The organism is Photorhabdus sp. RM323S, assembly GCF_042879375.1.
Taxonomy (GTDB): Bacteria; Pseudomonadota; Gammaproteobacteria; order Enterobacterales; family Enterobacteriaceae; genus Photorhabdus; species Photorhabdus tasmaniensis.
On sequence record NZ_JBHFKZ010000005.1, the window covers coordinates 39,113 to 59,291 of the forward strand.

Sequence of the window (20,179 nt, forward strand, 5' to 3'; positions counted from 1 at the left end):
TTTTATTTTTCACAAAAGCCCATTGTTGAAGAATAAGTAAAGTTTGGGTCCTGTTCTGGCAACCAAGGTTGCAAGTATCTAATTTGGTGATATCTCTGTTGTAATGCATTGAGAGCGGGAATTAATTTCCTTGGAATTGGCGCTAATTTATCCGCATACTTATTTTTAGATAATGTAACTGTACTCAATGACACTGAAAATTCAGCGGAATTTACCCAGGGTACAAGTTGTCCTGAATCAGTCTTTTTCAGTAATAACACCTCAACGGTTTCAATATCACTGTAGCGGGTATGAATATCGGCATCATCTTCATACCAATTATCAGCACTTCGATCACAATAACCATATAATTGCCACTGCAACCAATAAGATTTCGCTTTGGCTTCCTGACTTCTTTCCTCACCAATTAATACATTTTCCTGGCGCTTTAACTTTTCAGGCGCTTGCTCATAAGCATGACCATAAACCGCATCAATTAACTCACGGGTTTCCGCAGGCATACGTATTGCACCCAGCGTTCTCAACACACGCATGCTTAACCACAAACGTGCAGGCGAGCGATAAACATATTGTGTGCTACGGAAATTATGGCTTAACCAATCTGATTCGGGTTGCTCCTTCCACTCAGGCGCGAGGATAAAGAGTATTGGCGCAGGACGTGAATCTTTAATTCCATGTTGATAAACGCCATCACTATCACGAGTATGGCGTTGTAAACGCCCTGCTCGTTGAATCAGATCATCAATAGGACAAATATCTGAAATCATCACATCGGCATCAGCATCCAAACTTTGCTGGAATACTTGTGTAGCAATTAACGCTTTACCGCGGCGTATCTCACTATGGCTATTTTTACCAAAAATAGTCATTACATGATTTTCAATTTCTTTCCGGTGTTGCAATACAAACCGGCTATGAAATAACAGACAACGTTCAGGTTCAGTGAGCAAGCTTCGCAATGTCTGATAAGCTTCAATAGCATCGTCTACTGTATTTCGGATCCAAACAACACATTGCCCTTGTACAATCGCAGACAATACTTTTTCAACACAACAGACAAAGCTATTTAAGAAATCAACCTTGACTTCCCGGCTAACATCTTTTCGACTTGATAACGGTTGTTCAATAATGGGTGATATGGCATTCAAGCTTATTTTTGTCGCTAAAGGAAAATCCGTTTTTTGCAATAGTTGTGAGCTCAATCCACCGGCGTTCAACCAAATATCTGTTAAACGTTGACGCTGTTTCAGGGTCAGTGTCGCTGTCAGTAAAATAGCCGAACCCCCTTGATAAAGATGCAGAGCTAATAAATTTTCCAATAAATTAAACATAAATTCATCAGCGGCATAAACTTCATCAACGATTAATACCTTACGATTAAGCCCAAATAATCTCAGTGCCTGATAACGCCTGGGTAATACAGCCAATAAAGCCTGATCAATAGCGCCTATTCCAATAGGCGTTAACAATGCTTTCTTGCGTGGATCCGCTAGCCATTGATTGCACTGCGCTGAAGTGGTGATATCTGTTTCACCATAATTTCTGTCTGAATGACCTAACGCCAGAATGGCTTCACGAAATTGATCATTTATCTCTCGTGCACCATGAGCCAAAATAATACCTGGTTTACTGCCATCGTCTGTTGATAGCATTTGCTGATAATGTTCAGCAATCCGGTTAAACATTGCATTGGAAGACGCCATATCAGGCAAACCGAAATAAAAACCATCGGCTGCTTTTATTCGCATTAAACGATGTGTCAGCGCTAATGCCGCCTCTGTTTTTCCTGCACCGGTAACATCTTCTAAAATAAAGAGTTGAGGAGAATCATCTACAGGTATTGATTCAGCCCACTGCTGCAATGGCGTTGCCGCAAAACCGTAGTAGTCCTGAATAGAAATAAATGGCTTTACTACCGGCGCTTTGCCTAAATCTGTTGCCATCACCGCTTTTTTTGCCACGGTTTTAGCACGTTGCCAATAATCTGTTAATGGCATAGGTTCAGATTGATATACAAAATAGTGACTATCAGAACCAATCCAATCCGCCAATATCGCAATACCAGCAAACTGCCAGCTCACTTGCTCTAATCGCCGTCGCCATTCTTTGGATTGTAATTTTTCAATAGGAAACTCAGGTTGGAGTAATTCTATTAAATGATGAACAAAGAGTGTGGCGGCATCGAGATTATGAGGTTCGGTAAAATATTCGATAGCTTTATAGTCTGTTTTATCTATTGGCTGACCATGATGTCCTAATACACAGTCCATCAGCACCATTAAGGTATCGAAAATCTCTTGCTGTTCTCTCCGTTTAATATCCTCAATATTAATCAGCTTTTCAAGCAACTTCGGTTTGATATTTTCCCAAAAATACAGCCCCATACGGTCATGACAAAAATAACTTCCATCATAGCCTTTGCAGCAATAAGGTCGATACAGACCGGCTGACTGACCAGGAAATAATTTTTGAAAAGCAGATGCGAATTTACCAATATCGTGCAACGCCAGTACAAAAGAGACAATACTTTGTAACTGCTTTGTCGATAACGCTAAAAAATTAGTGAGATCTTTAGTCAGCGATCTTTCTAAAGAAAGTAACTGTATGCCGACAGCCGCGACATCCAAGCAATGATAAGGAAGTAGATGATAATCTATACTCTCAGCTTCTGATGTTCGCTTCGCCTTACCCCAGTATTGAAAATAAATTGGTATTTCCATTTAAAATCCTTACTTAAACATTTTTTTTGCCTGCTTTTAGAACATAATGCGAAAATTTAGATCAAAAAAATACTACTTTCTGTTTTTTTAGGATAATCCTGTATAAATATGCCCTACTTAAACAGATAAACTTCCGGTTTATCTGTTTAAGCACAAACCAGAATTAAAGCGACATCGTATTGCAAGGAACAACTTGATAACGTGACCAATCTTATCCATCTTTTTGATAAATAAGTTAAAAATGTGTGCCGTTTCATCAAGGATTCATTTATGCCAGCAACCCTGCATATAATGTCTGACCAAGTTGAGATGAAAATACTGATGGGTGTTTAGCGATGTCAATACAATCATATGAGAATTGTATTCAGTCTTTAGCGGTACAAGCTGAAATCCTGATGCGATAACATAGTGAAAGGATTAATTTACTAACGAAAATAACTTAATATAATGATTAATATAGATATTTTTACAGATGAACGACTAATTTAATTAAGTTAACGAAAAGATTATCTGTGTTTTCCCTTCCATTCTTCAAATTGTGAAGGCCGGAGACCATACCTTGCCAGAACACCTTCATGTAATCGTCGTAACTCCTCAATAACCAATGCCTTTAACGTGTCACGTTCAGATGGACTTAATTGATTGGAAATTAATTTATCTATAACCTCAATCGAATCCATTTCCAGAGTCACAATAACCTGATAAACAATTTGTTTGACGGTATTTCGATATTGCAATCTTAATGGGTCTGGTTCTGCTATTTCTTGCCTAAGAGCCAAATATTCTTGGGTAGAACGCTCGTAAGCTCATAGGTAGAGATCTCGTCGCAATTCAACTCTGGTCATTTCATAAATACCGAGCATTGCACGGCTATATGTCTCTTCTGATACATCCAGAAAGGTCGACGGGCATAGGTTTGAACGGAGCAACGGCAAATTAGCAGCCAAGCGGGAAGTTCGTTTATTTATATCTGCAAAAGGTTGTAAATATGGCAAGTGAACCATTATAAAAAACGATTGCTCAAACGGATCTGAAATAACTTGTGTTTTCGCAAGCAACGAATCCAAAACCTCACTAATATGAACCTCTCCCGATAATGGTCTGAAAACACTTTTTCCTATTTCAACCTGATGCTGACGGATACGCCACTAATAAATCCGAAACAGACATAGGCTGTAATGCAACACACAAGGTCTTATGAATATTAGTAATTGAACTCATAGTAAACGACAAATTTCAGTAACAACATGGCGCGATTATGGCGCAATTCAGATAATTGCGCCACTTTTGTGCCATCAATATGGCGCGATAAGAACTTCACTCTTTCTTACGGCAGCTTTCTTATTTGTAGGATGCGGCTTAAAAAAACAAGTAAAATGTATTACTAAACATAAATATTAATATCCAACCAAGACATTAGAATATTTTCCTAATAATCTAGGGCTAAAAATGTATTTAACACGGTGATTCCTTCCATATTACACCCGATTTAATCTTTCTTAACTAGATTTAAAAATCATCCTTACCCTCCTTATACTTTATTAAAAGTTAAATTTATTTTACCCTTCGGTATAATTCATTTCCTTTGTGAAAAATATTTCACACTAAATTATTTATTGGTAACGGAGAGTAATTACCTGTAACATGCCAAAAATGATAATGATTTGCATTTACATCGTAAAATGGCATGAAAATGACCGTTAATGCTTTAGACACTCAAAAGATCCAGTGGATGTATGTCCACAATCATGATTGGCTATTTCGTTGGCTTAAGCATCGTCTTAACTGTGATGAAGCCGCCGCAGACCTGGCTCAGGATACTTTTGTCAAATTACTTCGCTCGCCCCTGCCTCCGCAGTTAAATGAACCTCGTGCCTATATCGTCACTATCGCTAAAGGGTTGATGGTTAACTGGTATCGCCGTCGATCACTTGAACAGTCTTATCTGGATCTGCTCGCCAGCCTGCCAGAGCAGCTTATTCCTGCACCAGAGCAGAAACTTATTATTCTCGAAACGCTTCAAGAAATTGATATGATGCTCAGTCAACTCCCCACGCCGGTACAGACTGCCTTTTTGCTCTCCCAGATAGAGGGAATGAAATATGAAGATATTGCAAATCACATGAATATTTCACTATCTACGGTAAAACGTTATATGAAACAAGGTTTTTATCAGTGCCTGATAGCTATGGCATAGAGAGATTGATATATGGTTTCCACCAATACATATCATTCATCAAGTACAACCTCTGAAACGATACTTGCAGAAGCCGCAGAATGGCTGACTATTCTGAATGACAGTCATGTCAGCGAAGCTGACCGGAATGCCTGTGCCGCCTGGTGTGCGCAAAGCCCAGAACATGCTCAAGCCTGGGAGCGGGCACAATGCCTGTTAGCACGGTTACATCATCTGCCACCTCATATTGCATCACCTTTGTTGAACAATAAACGTCCCCTTGTCCGCCGCGAAGCCATCAGAAAACTCACTCTTATGTTGTTAATACCCACTGGAGCATCGTTCTTTTGGCAATCCGACCAATTTAAGCTTCTGGCTGGCGATTATCACACCGCTACAGGACAAATACAGCACTGGTCATTACCAGACAGCGGTCAGCTAACGTTAAACACACAAAGTTCAGCGGATGTTCATTACGACGATACCCAGCGGCTTGTTCATTTAAAATTGGGGGAAATTTATATTGAAACCCATAAAGACAGCCATCAGCCAGTACGCCCATTTAAAGTACGAACTAAACAAGGCTCCATTGTAGCGTTGGGTACAAAATTCAGCGTCCGCCAACACGCCTCCCATATTCAGGTGGAAATAGTAGAAGGGGCGGTTCGTATTATCCCAGATAATGGTTCACCACAAATACTGTATGCCGGAGAAGCAACCCATTTCACTCAGTTTGCAGTTGCGCCACAATATCTCAGATCAGTGACATCGTTGAGCTGGTTACAGGGGATGATAGTGGCGGATAATTTGCCTCTGGCAACGATGATTGCTGAACTGAATCGCTATCGCTCCGGTGTGATCCGCTGTGATGATGCAGTAGCAAATCTGCGGGTTTCTGGTGCTTTTCCTATACGGGATACGGATCTGGCACTGCGTATGTTATTACAAACCTATCCGCTCTCAATGCGCAGCCTGACTCGCTTCTGGATTACCCTCTATCCACCCCATTAGTAAAAATAATTATTTTTACTGACACTTTTTCCAATCTCATACGGCATAGAGATAAAAGAAGCTTAAAAAGCGATGGAGAAATTGCCTATGCCATATCATGCTAACTGCCAGAGGTCACAACCACGCTGGCAGAAAAAATCCTTAACCGCATTGTTACTTCCATTGATTCTATTGTCGGCACAGCCCATTTATGCAACCACACAAACTGAGACCATTTATTCTGTCGATATTCCTGCGGGCACATTGGGGAGTTCTTTGTCCCGTTTTGCAGCTCAAACAGGCACAGCGTTCTCCTTCGACCCAAAGTTAACCAATGGACTGACAGCACCTTCACTAAGCGGCAGTTTTACCGCCCATGAAGGCTTAGTACGACTGCTCACAGGCAGCCATTTACGACTTTCCCAACGCACCGATGGCAGCTATACGTTAGTAAAAATAGTAAAAAATATGACCAACAATGGTGCAATAATACTGAGTCCCCTTGCGGTAACAGGCAGTCGCGGGTATTCAGGTAATGAGCCATTGCGTTTCAATAGCACCACCATCAGAGGCAAAGATATCGAAAAATTTGGCGTGATCCATCCTGTTGATATATTTAAAACGACCCCAGGCATATTGTCTGGTGAAGCCCGCAGTTCAGGCAGTCTGGATGTAAATATACGAGGCCTGCAAGGACAAGGCCGAGTTTTAACCACCGTTGATGGCGCATCTAACCAGACGGCCCTGTACCGCGGTTACCAAGGTGTCTCGAATCGTTCTTTTATCGATCCCGATTTCATTGGCCGGGTAGATATCAGCAAAGGTCCTACAGGAAAAGGCGGCATGGCAGCCATTGGTGGTGTTGTGGAGATAAAAACGATTGAAGCCAGTGATATCTTGCTTGATGGGCAAAACATTGGGTGGCGCCTGAAAGGAAGCTTGTTAAACAATCATTCTAATCCTGACGATTATCAACGCAATGACTGGCCTTCCCCATCAAAAACCGCTTTCCTTGATGCCAAGAATAGAACCGGAAGTGTCGTCTTTGCTGTGGCCGAACCTTCCTATGAATTGCTATTTGGCATTTCTCAGCGCAAACGGGGCAATTACCATTCGGGTAAACACGGGCCAGGGGCCAAAGAACGAGGAATGCCGGGTTACCTGTGTCAAAGCGATCCGCAAGATTGCCACATTCCACAATTCAGTGAACAGATGGCTGGCTATTCGCTGTACGCTATGGGTGATGCCGTACCTAACACTTCTGAAGATAGCCAATCGTTACTGGGGAAAGGAAAAATTCGTTTTGGTGATGGTCATGAAATTTCCGCTATCGTTAGCCATTATCAAAATCTCTACGGGGAATCTTATGTCGCGGACATGGCAAACTTGAGCCAAACTTTCATGATCTTGGATCAGGGTCCACTGACACGGCTCAACATGAACAGGCACAGCCTCAATTATAAATGGGAGCCAGCATCGAATCCTTGGGTTAATTTGGACATAGGCGTGTGGCAAACACGGGTTAACGATCGTCCCCGAACTTCAAATAATACCCTCGGTGATAAAAAATTCATGCGTACAGTAGGGATAAATCTGAGTAACACCTCATTATTTGAGCTTTCAATGCAAGATATTGAACTGAACTACGGTGCCAGTTTTATCCGTGAACGCACTGGCCCAAGCAAAGGAAAATGGGAGTATGCCGTTAATCGGGAAGGAGAGCGTAAGGAAGGCCATCTTTTCCTGAACGGCAGCTATATGCCTGCCGAACGCTTTACCTTAATGGGTGGATGGGATTTCAAATCCTATCAAGTAGAAGATTATAGCCCATCCCATCTAGGTAACGCCTGGTTACCACAACTGACATCAGGAAAGGTAAACAACAAACAAGATCATGCCCACGGTTATTGGGTAGGTACTAAGCTTGAACTTAATAATACAACCGCACTACATGCCAAATATGCCTATGCACCACGCTTTCCATCAATGGTTGAAGGTATTCGTGGTTATCTGATGAGTGTTGATGACCATATAAAACCTGAAATTTCAAAAAATATAGAATTAGGGCTGACATCACGCTTCCTGGATGTGATTGCCGACAATGACAGTTTCGATATCAAAATATCCTACTTTGATAACCGGGTAAAAGATTATATCAATCGGTCATGGATGGATGATTATTGGAGTATGTACATCAGCAATATTAAAGCCGCGAAATTCGCAGGATTGGAATTGGCGAGTGTTTACCACAGTGATCATTTTGATGCTCGTTTATCTATGAATTACTACACGAAAGTCAGATTCTGTACTGAAAATGAAGGCTGTGTCGCACGCAGTCTCCCTTCAGATTACGCCACTAATCATATTCCTCCTAAATATGCTGTATCACTCGATCTGACACGAAAATTCTTTGATGACAAAATGTCCATCAATGCAAGAGTTTCACATTATGGTCAAAGATCTGTCCCTGCAGCAAAACCGGGGCAAGGTTCCGCTCTCCTGCTGTCACCCATTATTTGGCGACCCGCTACAGTGGCAGATGTCTCCCTGACCGCAAGGGCGAATAAACATGTCGAGTTTGAGTTTGGTGTGGATAATGTCTTCGACAAATATTATATCCAGCCTCTCAGCCTGGGTTATCTTCCATCGCCGGGAAGGACATTCCGTGCCGGGATCACGACTTACTTTTAAATCAATTAATTAAACTAAAGGCATATCACTGAGCTGATATGCCTTTTTTTGACAGCACGCCATTTATCCCCGTGAACACAGGGAACGCTTTTTGATTCTGTCTTTAATACATAAAAGATAAGGTTCATTCCCGAAAATACGGAAAACACACACAAAGTGGTTAATTTATTTTTAAGTATTTTAATAGAATAAAGGTTTTACTCAGTTTTTAAAGGACTAAATAGTAATAAATTTGAAAATCAAAACCAAACTTACAAATTAATGCTAGATTCTACCCATATAAGTTTATAGAATGCACAAGCAATTGGTTTATTTAAGTTGTTATGATTTAATTACTAGTAAACATAGTTTCAAATAAACTCACTAAATCATTCCGTTGCGCCATTAACAATTTACTGTACCTGACGGGTTTTATTTCTAATAAAAATAGGGTAGCCATGGTATAAATCTATTTTTAATAGAAATACAGGGTGATTTTTAAATAATAAATAGTTTGTGTGTAATTAATAATTCTTAGGTGCTCGTATGCAAAAATACATATTAACACATGGGGTTTTATAAAATAGAATCACGTTTGTTTAATGCTTAATAAATCAGAGGTTAGCTTCAAGTAAAATATTTATTATTTCTCTTCTTAAGAAAGTAAGAAAGGGGATAAGTGGTAATATGAATGTAAGAAATTAAATATCTTGCTTACTAAATTACTATTTGGTAAGTCATAAAGATTTTTTAAAATAGGAAAATACATATGCAAAAAGATTCTGTTGAAATATTAAATTTAGATAATACCCAGAATTCTATCACCGCGTTATCTGGAATTGTCTCGGTGACAAATAACGCCGATGGTCGGCTCGAAGCTTTCGGTGTGGGTACTGACAACGCAGTGTGGCACGATTGGCAAACAATACCAAACACCAGCTCTTCCTGGTCTGGCTGGAGATCACTCAGTGGAGGAGTCACCAGCAAACCCGCCGTTTACATCAATTCGGACGGCCGATTGGAAGTATTTGTACGTGGCACAGATAATGCACTATGGCATAACTGGCAAACCGCTCCCAATTCAGGTTGGTCAGGCTGGCAATCTTTAGGTGGCAGTATTACCAGTAACCCGGAGATATATATTAATTCCGATGGGCGGCTTGAGGTCTTTGCACGCGGCACCGATAACGCACTTTGGCACATCTGGCAAACGGTTCCCCATGCAGGTCCGTGGTCGAGCTGGGATTCGCTAGGTGGCGTGATCACGAGCAATCCTGCGGTCTGCATTAACTCCGATGGTCGGCTTGAGGTCTTTGCACGTGGTGCCGATAATGCACTCTGGCATATCTGGCAAACAGTTTCCCATGCTGGCCCGTGGTCAAACTGGGAGTCATTAAAAGGCGTGATCACGAGCGATCCAGTGGTATTCGGCAACTCCGATGGTCGGCTTGAGGTTTTTGCACGCGGCACCGATAACGCACTCTGGCATATCTGGCAAACGGTTCCCCATGCAGGTCCGTGGTCGAGCTGGGAGTCATTAAAAGGCGTGATCACCAGCAACCCTACAGTACATATCAACTCTGATGGTCGGCTTGAGGTCTTTGCACGTGGTGCCGATAATGCACTCTGGCATATCTGGCAAACGGTTTCCCATGCTGGCCCGTGGTCAAACTGGGATTCATTAAAAGGCGTGATTACCAGCGCCCCAGTGGTGGCGAAAAACGCTGACGGCCGGCTTGAAGTCTTTGCACGCGGCGGTGATAACGCACTCTGGCATATTAAACAAGCCACATCATCGTGGTCCGCTTGGGCATCCCTCGGCGGCACCTTGATCGACGCTTCCGCGATCAAATAATCTGGAAGGAACCAGCTTCGCGCCATACGCATGTAATCTTCTAGCCCGATGCATTTAAGGAAAATATTTACTGTGCTGCATCGGGCTAATAGTACCTAATTTGCTAACGTTAGCCCAACGTGCAATACATAAATCCAGCATAAGTTCGAACTCGCATATTATTATTGATAGCAAGGATATATTTTTGCCTATCCCAAATAGGCTTTTGGTTGGATATGCTTGGAAAGCAACTTTAAACAGAATAACCGTTTTAGGGAACACAATTAAATCAGGAACTGTGTTTCTCAATAGCCAGGCTATGAATTATGTGCTTTAATAATGGTAAATCAGATATTTTAAAAATAAAAACCCCAAGAGACTTTAAAATAATTTATATGCAATTAATCAGCTTTAAATGATTACGTGAAATGACATAATGTAAAACCATATTTACCTTGATCTTATATGGGTAAAAAATCATCATAAAATAAAAATATTGTTATTTATTTTTTAAAGAATAGGAGGTCAGTGAAAGCGCTAATATACGAAATAAAGTATCTCTCTTATTAAATTATCATTTGGTTAATCTGAAAAGTTATTTTTAAAGAGGATATGTAATGAAACAAGAATCTATTAAAACATTAAATCCAGATAATATCGAATCATATGTTGCAGGTGAGATAGAAATTGAAAATTCTGCGATAGCGTTATCTGGAATTGTCTCAGTGGAAAGCAATGCCGATAGTCGACTTGAGGTTTTCGGTGTAAGCACTGACAGCTCAGTGTGGCACAATTGGCAAACAATACCGCTCCCAAACTCCTCTTGGTTCGGCTGGAATAAATTTAACGGAGTAGTGACCAGCAAACCCGCCGTTCATCGTAATTCGGACGGTCGATTAGAAGTGTTCGTGCGCGGCACAGATAATGCACTATGGCACAACTGGCAGACCGCCGCTGATACCAATACTTGGTCGAGTTGGCAACCACTGTATGGTGGGATCACCAGCAACCCGGTGGTATATATCAACTCCGACGGTCGACTTGAGGTTTTTGCTCGCGGTGCTGATAACGCGTTATGGCACATCTGGCAAACCGTAGCCCATACCAATTCGTGGTCAAGCTGGAAATCTCTGGGTGGTACGCTCACAAGTAACCCAGCAGCACATATCAACGCCGATGGCCGGCTTGAGGTCTTTGTGCGCGGTGCCGATAATGCCCTTTGGCACATTTGGCAAACGGTTCCACACACTGATCAGTGGTCAAGTTGGCAGTCACTAAACGGTGTAATTACTAGCGACCCAGTGGTCATCGACACCTGCGATGGTCGGCTCGAAGTCTTTGCGCGTGGTGCCGATAGCACACTCCGGCACATCTCACAGATAAGCTCCGATTCCGTTTCATGGTCAAACTGGCAGTGCCTGGATGGTGTGATCACTAGCGCCCCAGCGGTGGTGAAGAATATCTCTGGTCGGCTTGAGGTCTTTGCACGCGGCGCTGATAACACACTCTGGCGCACCTGGCAAACTTCCCATAACGGCCCGTGGTCTAACTGGACCTCATTCACAGGCATTATCGCCAGTGCCCCAACTGTAGCGAAGAATTCAGACGGCCGGATTGAAGTCTTTGTACTTGGCCTTGATAAGGCACTCTGGCATCTCTGGCAAACCACTTCATCGTGGACCACTTGGGCTCTTATCGGCGGCACTACCTTGATCGACGCTTCAGTGATCAAATAATCTGGAGGAAACCAGCTTCGCACAAGACGAATGTAATCTTCTGGCCTGATGCACAAGGATGCGCTGCATCGGGCCAGAATACTTACCGGCTGCTTTGGCAAGTTGTACATCCTGTCGTTGCCTTTCACGGCGAAGTTCATAATCATCGCGAGCCACCTGAAAAGCTACTTTTAACAACAGTTCCTGTATAGACTCTAGGACTATGCGGGATACACCGTCGTTTTCAGCCGCCAGTTCTGATAAGTCCACGATGCCGGGAATGGTCAGTCTGGCACCTTTCCCCCTGATAGATGCGATAAGTTTTTCTGCTTCAGGAAGAGGAAGACGACTGATGCGGTCAATCTTTTCAGCGATCATTCGGAGTAGCTCAGGCCTGTCTGGCCGGGCACCCGGTGCTTTTTCCCGGTAAATTCCTGCAATGTAGAAACCGTTAGCTACTGCCATCTTTTCGATATCAGCTTGGCGGGTTAGATCCTGTTCTGATGTACTGACTCTTTCATAGATACGAGCAATTTTCATTTGGAGGTGGCTAAAATAAGTAAAGCTATTTTGACCAATTGTAAGTGGACCGGCCAAGAATTCAAAGCCCGATCTAAATCGGCCACCCTGTTGTTAGCCACCCTAAATAGCCATGTATGTACATTGACTGTGCAATGTACATACATTAAAATAGAGACTGGCTTATACGCCAAATTGCCATTTTTTGAAAGAGGTACACGCCATGTCCAAAGAAGTGCAAATGACGTTCCGGGTTGAGCCGGAATTGCGTGCCGAGTTTGCCGACGCCGCTTTGCTGGAAGATCGCCCGGCCGCTCAGGTGCTGCGCGAATTCATGCGGGCCTATGTCAAGCAGTCGCGCGAGCGCGGCCACAGCCCGGCCAACGATGCCATTTCCCCGGCTGAGAGCCGCCGCCGCGAAGCCGCCGTGAATTTCGCCCGTTCGTCCGTAGGGCTGGAAGGCTTCAAGCCGTCCAAGGCCGCCGAGACGGGCGCACGCCAGTTCATCAAGGGTGACATCCAGCTTGCCGATTTCGTCCAGGTGAAGCCCGATGCAGAACAAGCCCACAGCCGCTAATGCGTTGACGGCCGAGCTGCGGCAGCGGCTCGAAGCCGATTACACGTTCAAGCGGGTTGTAGAGCTTGAGCTAGACCCGGTGCGCGGCAACTTCGACGCCGCGCACTTGAAGGAAGTCAACTGGCGCATCTTTCAGGACTTGCTGGGGGCTGGCTTCGATGACGTGACGCCGGGCGAATTCCGCAAGCCGGTACCCGATGGCTTGGACTGGATGAAGCAGCGCGGCCTATCGACCGTGGACGGCCTGTTTTATGTCGCCTATTCGCGGATGGACGATGCCGCCACGGCCCGACTGGACAAGGCGCTTGAAGCAGCCAACCCCGACGAGCTGCGCGGCTTGAAGACGCCCGAATTCACGGCACGGTTCGCCAAGATTTACGCAGAGCTGGACTATGTACACCCGTTCAGCGACGGCAACAGCCGCACGCTTCGCACCTTCATTAAGCAGCTTGTCAAGGAAGCCGGCTATGAAGTCGATTGGGAGCGATTCGGCCGTAGCGATGTCGGGCGCGATCTGCTTTACATCGCCCGCGACCGCAGCGTGAACGAGCTGGCGAAGCCGAACGTCCAGCATGAAAACACTATGCGGAAAATCCTACACACGCAGGACAGGCTAGAAGGCAATCGGGCCTTGCCCGACTTGCTGCGCGATGCAGTATGGCCAAGCCGCGCCGTGGCCTTCGAGCAGATGACTGAGCACGAAGCGTTGAAAGAGCATCCCGAGTTGCAAGAGGCATACAAGACGATGCACACGGCAGCAGCCTACTTCGCATCGAAGATGCCGGGCAAGCCCGAGGAGCAAGAGGCCGGCATTCAGTCGGTCATGAACCATGTTCAGAACCGCTTGAACGACGGGGAGACGGCCGATTTCAGTCGTGGCCGAGAGTAGGAAAAGCAGGAGCGCCAGACCTCGCAGCAGCGACCCGAGGCAGGGCCGGAGCGTGAGCGATGACGCAGAAAAGAAAAAAGCCAGCAGATGGGTGTTCCAAGCCGGAACCGTCCAATATGCTGTGCTCTACATATTCGGCGATTCCGGCTTACAACCCTTATTCATGTATTTATTCGCTAAAGAGGGGCTGATGTTGTGCTTTGTCAACCATGATTGCAACACCAAGGAGCCCGGCGTAGTATTTTGCAAAAGCCAGTTTAACTTTGATGACATAGATTCACCCTGGGGATAACAATATGACAAATAGTAAACTATTGGGTTGCTGAAGTGTCAATTTTTTGAGCTGTTATTTTTTGCTTTTAATTTTATTGCGCTGTAGCAAAATATCTGCCCTTTTTTCCGATTCATTCAGATCCTTACAATTTAGCCAGATCAATCACAATTAAATTTGCGAATTACTTCCAGATTTTACTTGTGTAAGTTTAAGGCTTGGTGCGATACCATAACAAAAGAATTAATTCACAAATTTAACGTAAGACAACTGCATGATTAACACAGAAACTTTCGACACCCACACGCCCATGATGCAGCAATATCTCCGTCTTAAAGCACAGCATCCCGATATCCTGCTGTTTTATAGAATGGGGGATTTCTATGAACTCTTTTATGACGATGCTAAAAAAGCCGCAAAATTGCTGGATATTTCGCTGACCAAACGAGGTCAATCTGCCGGGAATCCTATTCCGATGGCGGGTGTGCCACATCATGCAGTAGAAAACTATTTAGCTAAACTGGTTCAATTAGGCGAGTCAGTCGCTATCTGTGAGCAAGTTGGTGATCCCGCCACCAGCAAAGGCCCGGTTGAGCGTAAAGTCGTTCGCATCGTTACCCCCGGTACCGTAACAGATGAAGCTTTATTACAGGAACGGCAAGATAACCTGCTCGCAGCCATCTGGCACGATAATCAGGGATTTGGCTATGCCACGCTGGATTTAACATCTGGTCGCTTCCAAATATCCGAAACGGCAGAACAGGAAACAATGTCAGCTGAATTGCAACGTAGCCGTCCTGTTGAATTGCTCTATCCTGAAAGTTTTGAGCATATGGCTTTGATTGAAAATTATCATGGCCTGCGCCGCCGTCCTTTATGGGAATTTGAACTGGATACAGCAAAGCAGCAACTTAATCTGCAATTTGGTACCCGTGATCTGGTCGGTTTTGGTGTGGAAAAAGCAACTCTCGCTCTGCGTGCCGCAGGTTGCCTGTTGCAATACGTCAAAGATACTCAGCGCACAGCTTTGCCTCACATCCGTGGCATCACGGTGGAACGTCAGCAAGATACGGTCATTATGGATGCAGCAACCCGCCGTAATCTGGAGCTGACACAAAATTTGTCTGGTAGTACAGATAATACTCTCGCTTCCGTTCTTGATCTGTGTGTAACTCCAATGGGTAGTCGAATGTTGAAGCGCTGGTTGCATGCTCCTGTCAGGGATCGCCAGATATTGGCGAATCGTCAGCAGGCCATTGCTACCTTGCAGGAAATTGGGTTGGAGTTGCAGCCATTTTTACTGCAAGTCGGTGATTTGGAACGTGTGTTGGCCCGCCTGGCTCTACGCTCTGCCCGGCCACGGGATCTGGCAAGAATGCGCCATGCATTCCAGCAATTGCCTGATATCCATCAGATTATGGACTCTTCGGATTCACCGTATATCAAACAATTACAGAAAAACATTGGTCAATTTGATGAGCTACAGGAATTGCTTGAAAACGCGATTGTAGAAACACCACCGGTATTGGTTCGGGATGGTGGCGTGATCGCGCCCGGCTATAACAGCGAGTTGGATGAGTGGCGTGCATTGGCTGATGGTGCCAGTAACTATTTGGAACAACTGGAAATCCGCGAACGTGAAAAACTGGGCATTGATACTCTGAAAGTCGGCTTTAATGGTGTTCATGGCTACTATATTCAAGTCAGTCGTGGACAGAGCCATCAGGTGCCCATTCATTATGTCCGCCGCCAGACACTGAAAAATGCTGAACGCTATATCATTCCTGAACTAAAAGAATATGAAGATAAGGTTCTGACTTCTAAAGGGAAGTCTTTGGCAATAGAGAAAGCCCTGTACGAGGAATTATTCGATCTATTACTGCCTCACTTAGCCAAATTACAAGCCAGCGCCGAAGCACTGGCTGAACTTGATGTATTGGCAAACCTGGCTGAACGAGCAGAAACCTTGAGTTATGTCTGCCCAACACTGAACGATAAACCGGGAATTCAAATCACCGGCGGTCGTCATCCCGTTGTTGAGCAAGTTCTGCGTGAACCATTTATCTCCAACCCACTCTCGTTATCCTCACAGCGACGTCTGCTAATTATTACCGGTCCAAATATGGGCGGTAAAAGTACCTATATGCGTCAGGCAGCCCTTATTACACTTCTGGCTTATATCGGCAGCTTTGTGCCTGCCGAGAAAGCGGTAATCGGCCCAGTTGACCGCATATTTACCCGTGTGGGTGCTTCCGATGATCTGGCATCGGGCCGTTCAACTTTTATGGTGGAAATGACAGAAACTGCCAATATCCTGCACAATGCAACAGAACAAAGCCTGGTGTTGATGGATGAAATTGGCAGAGGGACATCAACTTACGATGGTCTTTCTCTGGCATGGGCATGTGCAGAAAATCTGGCAAACCGCATTAAAGCAATGACTCTGTTTGCCACTCACTATTTTGAGTTGACCACGTTGCCGGAAAAACTCGAGGGTGTGGTTAATATTCATCTGGATGCGGTGGAACATGGGGATACCATCGCATTTATGCACAGCGTACAAGATGGCGCAGCCAGTAAGAGTTATGGGCTAGCAGTGGCTTCTCTCGCAGGCGTGCCACGCGAAGTGATTAAACGGGCGCGCCAGAAACTTAAAGAGCTCGAATCGCTGTCCAACAATGCAACTGCAAGTCATGTGGATACACCGCAACTTGCGCTGTTAACAGAAGAAACCTCACCGGCGGTTGAAGCATTGGAAAATCTCAATCCAGACTCCCTGACGCCTCGCCAAGCATTGGAATGGATTTATCGGTTGAAAGATATGGTGTAAGAAAGTGTTCGACAAAAACCTTTTACAACCGATCTCCCGTTTTTTGCAATGTGAAACCCCTGATTTGTGGGTGGATAAAGCAAAACAACTGGAAAATTTACCTGTGCTTCTGCGCGATCATTTATTGTGTGAATTGAAAGCAGCACAGAGCGCTATGTACTTGATCCGCAAGTATGCTGTGGATCAGCAAAGCGCGGATACACTGCTGGCATGGTTTAAACCCTATGAAGATTTTGCCTATAAAAAAATTGGCGATCTCCATTCATTAAGAAGTCAAAACCAGGCTACCAAGCAGATCACCGCCAAAGCTGATTCACCATACAGTCAAGATCTGATTGATAAGATGGTATTGCTGATCAAAGAAGAGTTACATCATTTCTATCAGGTGCTGGAGATCATGGATGCACGTAATATTCGCTATGAAAGTATCAGCGCCAGCCGTTATGCCAAAGGAATGTTTAGCCATATCATCAACCACGAACCTTATACACTGGTGGATAAATTGATTATCGGTGCCTATATTGAGGCACGCTCCTGTGAGCGTTTTGCCAAACTGGCACCTCATCTTGATGAAGAATTGAGTAAATTTTATATCTCGCTACTTCGCTCTGAAGCACGCCATTACCAGGATTATCTTGTACTGGCTCAATCTATTGCGAATGAAGATATTACCGAGCGGGTTAACTATTTTGGTCGTGTTGAAGCCGAACTGATTCAAAATCCAGATAGCGATTTTAAATTCCATAGCGGCATTCCAGTTGATTGAACAGGTGAAAATTAAAAAGGTAAACTTATCAGCTTGATAAAGATATGACATCAGCAGAATCATACTGTTGGGGCTTCATACAGCCCCTTTCATGGCGTGGTTCTGCTGATATCCCTGTTTATAGTGCAAATCATTTAATCAAAATAGGATTAAGTACGAAATAACGCTTCAATATTCAAACCCTGGGTTTGCATAATATCTTTCAAACGCCGCAAACCTTCGACTTGGATCTGACGCACTCTTTCCCTTGTTAAACCGATCTCTTTTCCTACATCTTCCAGCGTTTCAGCCTCATACCCCAAAAGACCAAAGCGACGGGCTAATACTTCACGTTGCTTCGAATTCAACTCAAACAACCACTTGACGATACTCTTCTTCATATCATCTTCCTGCGTTGTTCCCTCCGGTCCTGTTTCATTCTCATCAGATAGAACGTCCAATAATGCTTTATCGGAATCGCTGCTAATAGGTGTATCGACCGAAATGATACGTTCATTTAACCGCAACATACGGCTTACATCATCAACCGATTTATCCAGTTGTTCTGCTATCTCTTCCGGGCTAGGTTCATGGTCTAATTTATGGGCGAGTTCCCTTGCTGTACGCAAATAGACGTTGAGCTCTTTAACAATATGGATTGGCAACCGGATAGTACGGGTTTGATTCATAATCGCCCGTTCAATAGTTTGCCGAATCCACCATGTTGCATAGGTAGAAAACCTGAACCCGCGCTCCGGGTCAAATTTTTCAACAGCACGGATAAGACCAAGATTGCCTTCTTCAATCAAATCAAGAAGCGCTAACCCTCTGTTACTGTAACGACGAGAAATTTTAACAACCAACCGCAGGTTACTCTCGATCATTCTCTGGCGGGCCAGAACATCACCACGTAATGCCCGCCTGGCGAAAAAAACTTCTTCTTCCGCGGTCAACAAAGGAGAAAAACCAATTTCGCCGAGATAAAGCTGTGTCGCATCAAGAACTCGCTGGTTCATACCCTGCAATACATCTAAATCATTCTCGAGATCAGCCAGGTCATCCTCACCATTTTTCAATAATTTCTCATCGAAGTTGTCAGCTTCAATACTACTTTCATCTAAATCCGCATCATCATACAACTCGTTAACTTTCAGCGTATTTTGGCTCATAAGCTGCCCCTACCCATGATAATGCAGGCAGAATTCAGCATTCTGCCCAGTTTATCGCTGCGAAAGATAACGCAGCGGGTTTACGGATTTTCCCTTGTAACGAATTTCAAAGTGTAATCTTACAGAGCTGGTACCCGTGCTACCCATAGTGGCAATTTTTTGCCCCGCCTTAATGTCCTGTTGCTCACGAACCAGCATTGTATCGTTATGAGCATAGGCACTCAGGTAGTCATCGTTATGTTTTATAATTATCAGATTTCCATATCCACGTAAGGCGCTTCCGGCGTAGACAACTCGGCCACCTGCTGTTGCGAATACTGACTGACCACTACTGCCGGCAATATCAATCCCTTTGTTACCCCCTTGGGTATCAGAGAAATTTTCAATCACTTTGCCTTCAGCGGGCCACATCCAACTGCTGACAGCACTGTTTCCACTGCTCGCGGTTGTCGTCGGTGATTTTATATACGTATTGTTTACGGTTGACGTAGTTGCCTGTGGCAACATTTTTACACTTTTCTGTTTTCCGGAATTTGCAGGATACGCATTAGTTGATTGAGAATCAACCAGCGTTGTTTGCATTTGATTATGGCTATAAGTGGTTAACATCCCGCCGCTGCCGGTCCTCAAAGTCTGTCCCACCGTCAGGCTATAAGGTTCTAAAATATTATTTTTGCTCGCAAGATCACGAAAATCACTCCCCGTGATCCAAGCAATATAAAACAGAGTATCACCGTGCCTTACGGTATAAGTGTTGCCGTTATAGCTACCTTTAGGAATACTTTCATAATCACGGTCATAAATAATTCTTCCTTGTGAATTGCTCCCGGTAGTACTCATTGATGACCGTGAAGATGGCATTGGTGTAGAGATAACAGAGCGGTCTGAAGAGATTACCGGACGATTGATACCCCTGCTTTGTTCCTGATTAATACTGGTGATAGGCGCTGGGCGAGTTGGCGGATTTGTACAACCAACTAACCAGATTCCCATCAATGAACAAATTACAATCCGCTGTATTTTCTTCATTGGGCTTCCCGAATTCATACTTTCTTCCCCCATAACGGCAAATAA

15 protein-coding genes and 1 pseudogene are annotated in these 20,179 nt (G+C 44.2%); 9 read left to right on the forward strand and 7 right to left on the reverse strand.

Annotation, left to right across the window (positions count from 1 at the left end; translation table 11 throughout):
* Window positions 1-2: 2 nt before the first annotated feature.
* From cas3 to ACGF7G_RS03860, 3 genes are all read right to left on the reverse strand, one after another.
* Window positions 3-2,720, reverse strand: coding sequence for a CRISPR-associated helicase Cas3' (gene cas3, locus ACGF7G_RS03850; protein ID WP_387463649.1), 2,718 nt, complete (start codon window positions 2,718-2,720; stop codon window positions 3-5).
* A 506-nt stretch (window positions 2,721-3,226) separates the two neighbouring features.
* Complete coding sequence (locus ACGF7G_RS03855; RefSeq protein WP_387463650.1) at window positions 3,227-3,499, reverse strand: hypothetical protein; 273 nt, start codon at window positions 3,497-3,499, stop codon at window positions 3,227-3,229.
* 27 nt (window positions 3,500-3,526) lie between these two features.
* Window positions 3,527-3,787: a Fic family protein gene (locus ACGF7G_RS03860; protein WP_387463651.1), complete on the reverse strand. Its 261-nt coding sequence runs from the start codon at window positions 3,785-3,787 to the stop codon at window positions 3,527-3,529.
* Window positions 3,788-4,413: 626 nt separating this feature from the next.
* Between ACGF7G_RS03860 and ACGF7G_RS03865 the strand changes: the two genes are divergently transcribed.
* The 5 genes from ACGF7G_RS03865 (at window position 4,414) to ACGF7G_RS03885 (ending at window position 12,126) form a co-directional block, all read left to right on the forward strand.
* Entirely contained in the window at window positions 4,414-4,917 is a 504-nt protein-coding gene (locus ACGF7G_RS03865; protein ID WP_387463653.1) for a sigma-70 family RNA polymerase sigma factor, read from the forward strand.
* A gap of 12 nt (window positions 4,918-4,929) precedes the next feature.
* The gene (locus ACGF7G_RS03870) at window positions 4,930-5,907 is read left to right on the forward strand and encodes a FecR domain-containing protein (RefSeq protein ID WP_387463655.1); all 978 of its coding nucleotides are present in this window, start codon (window positions 4,930-4,932) and stop codon (window positions 5,905-5,907) included.
* A gap of 87 nt (window positions 5,908-5,994) precedes the next feature.
* Window positions 5,995-8,577, forward strand: coding sequence for a TonB-dependent receptor domain-containing protein (locus ACGF7G_RS03875; RefSeq protein ID WP_387463656.1), 2,583 nt, complete (start codon window positions 5,995-5,997; stop codon window positions 8,575-8,577).
* Window positions 8,578-9,325: 748 nt separating this feature from the next.
* Entirely contained in the window at window positions 9,326-10,411 is a 1,086-nt protein-coding gene (locus ACGF7G_RS03880) for a hypothetical protein (protein ID WP_387463657.1), read from the forward strand.
* 596 nt (window positions 10,412-11,007) lie between these two features.
* Window positions 11,008-12,126: a hypothetical protein gene (locus ACGF7G_RS03885; protein ID WP_387463658.1), complete on the forward strand. Its 1,119-nt coding sequence runs from the start codon at window positions 11,008-11,010 to the stop codon at window positions 12,124-12,126.
* Here ACGF7G_RS03885 and ACGF7G_RS03890 read toward each other — a convergent pair.
* The gene (locus ACGF7G_RS03890; protein ID WP_387463660.1) at window positions 12,112-12,645 is read right to left on the reverse strand and encodes a recombinase family protein; all 534 of its coding nucleotides are present in this window, start codon (window positions 12,643-12,645) and stop codon (window positions 12,112-12,114) included. The genes ACGF7G_RS03885 and ACGF7G_RS03890 overlap by 15 nt on opposite strands.
* A 202-nt stretch (window positions 12,646-12,847) precedes the next feature.
* Between ACGF7G_RS03890 and ACGF7G_RS03895 the strand changes: the two genes are divergently transcribed.
* Complete coding sequence (locus tag ACGF7G_RS03895; protein ID WP_207627307.1) at window positions 12,848-13,201, forward strand: antitoxin VbhA family protein; 354 nt, start codon at window positions 12,848-12,850, stop codon at window positions 13,199-13,201.
* Window positions 13,176-14,090, forward strand: a complete 915-nt coding sequence (locus tag ACGF7G_RS03900; protein ID WP_387463662.1) for a Fic family protein — start codon at window positions 13,176-13,178, stop codon at window positions 14,088-14,090. The genes ACGF7G_RS03895 and ACGF7G_RS03900 overlap by 26 nt, the downstream gene beginning before the upstream one ends.
* Window positions 14,091-14,243: 153 nt before the next feature.
* Here the strand turns inward: ACGF7G_RS03900 and ACGF7G_RS03905 are convergent.
* Window positions 14,244-14,363 (reverse strand): annotated as a pseudogene (locus ACGF7G_RS03905) (AbiEi antitoxin N-terminal domain-containing protein); the annotation flags it as partial.
* A 272-nt stretch (window positions 14,364-14,635) separates the two neighbouring features.
* Here ACGF7G_RS03905 and mutS point away from each other — a divergent pair.
* On the forward strand, window positions 14,636-17,191 hold the full coding sequence (mutS, locus tag ACGF7G_RS03910) for a DNA mismatch repair protein MutS (protein WP_387463664.1): 2,556 nt from the start codon (window positions 14,636-14,638) through the stop codon (window positions 17,189-17,191).
* 4 nt (window positions 17,192-17,195) lie between these two features.
* Entirely contained in the window at window positions 17,196-17,957 is a 762-nt protein-coding gene (gene miaE, locus ACGF7G_RS03915) for a tRNA isopentenyl-2-thiomethyl-A-37 hydroxylase MiaE (RefSeq protein WP_133813439.1), read from the forward strand.
* A 149-nt stretch (window positions 17,958-18,106) separates the two neighbouring features.
* Here the strand turns inward: miaE and rpoS are convergent, their stop codons facing one another.
* A complete protein-coding gene (gene rpoS / locus ACGF7G_RS03920; protein ID WP_387463665.1) occupies window positions 18,107-19,105 on the reverse strand; it encodes an RNA polymerase sigma factor RpoS in 999 nt (332 codons plus the stop codon).
* A gap of 51 nt (window positions 19,106-19,156) precedes the next feature.
* A complete protein-coding gene (nlpD, locus tag ACGF7G_RS03925) occupies window positions 19,157-20,134 on the reverse strand; it encodes a murein hydrolase activator NlpD (RefSeq protein WP_387463666.1) in 978 nt (325 codons plus the stop codon).
* Between the last annotated feature and the right edge of the window lie 45 nt (window positions 20,135-20,179).

Bases quoted from the DNA above. Each gene is read 5' to 3' on its own strand.
- nlpD (WP_387463666.1), bottom strand. From the start codon at position 20,134: ATGAAGAAAATACAGCGGATTGTAATTTGTTCATTGATGGGAATCTGG.
- ACGF7G_RS03900 (WP_387463662.1), top strand. From the start codon at position 13,176: ATGCAGAACAAGCCCACAGCCGCTAATGCGTTGACGGCCGAGCTGCGG.
- ACGF7G_RS03895 (WP_207627307.1), top strand. From the start codon at position 12,848: ATGTCCAAAGAAGTGCAAATGACGTTCCGGGTTGAGCCGGAATTGCGT.
- ACGF7G_RS03865 (WP_387463653.1), top strand. From the start codon at position 4,414: ATGACCGTTAATGCTTTAGACACTCAAAAGATCCAGTGGATGTATGTC.
- ACGF7G_RS03885 (WP_387463658.1), top strand. From the start codon at position 11,008: ATGAAACAAGAATCTATTAAAACATTAAATCCAGATAATATCGAATCA.
- ACGF7G_RS03870 (WP_387463655.1), top strand. From the start codon at position 4,930: ATGGTTTCCACCAATACATATCATTCATCAAGTACAACCTCTGAAACG.
- rpoS (WP_387463665.1), bottom strand. From the start codon at position 19,105: ATGAGCCAAAATACGCTGAAAGTTAACGAGTTGTATGATGATGCGGAT.
- ACGF7G_RS03875 (WP_387463656.1), top strand. From the start codon at position 5,995: ATGCCATATCATGCTAACTGCCAGAGGTCACAACCACGCTGGCAGAAA.
- cas3 (WP_387463649.1), bottom strand. From the start codon at position 2,720: ATGGAAATACCAATTTATTTTCAATACTGGGGTAAGGCGAAGCGAACA.
- ACGF7G_RS03890 (WP_387463660.1), bottom strand. From the start codon at position 12,645: ATGAAAATTGCTCGTATCTATGAAAGAGTCAGTACATCAGAACAGGAT.
- mutS (WP_387463664.1), top strand. From the start codon at position 14,636: ATGATTAACACAGAAACTTTCGACACCCACACGCCCATGATGCAGCAA.
- ACGF7G_RS03880 (WP_387463657.1), top strand. From the start codon at position 9,326: ATGCAAAAAGATTCTGTTGAAATATTAAATTTAGATAATACCCAGAAT.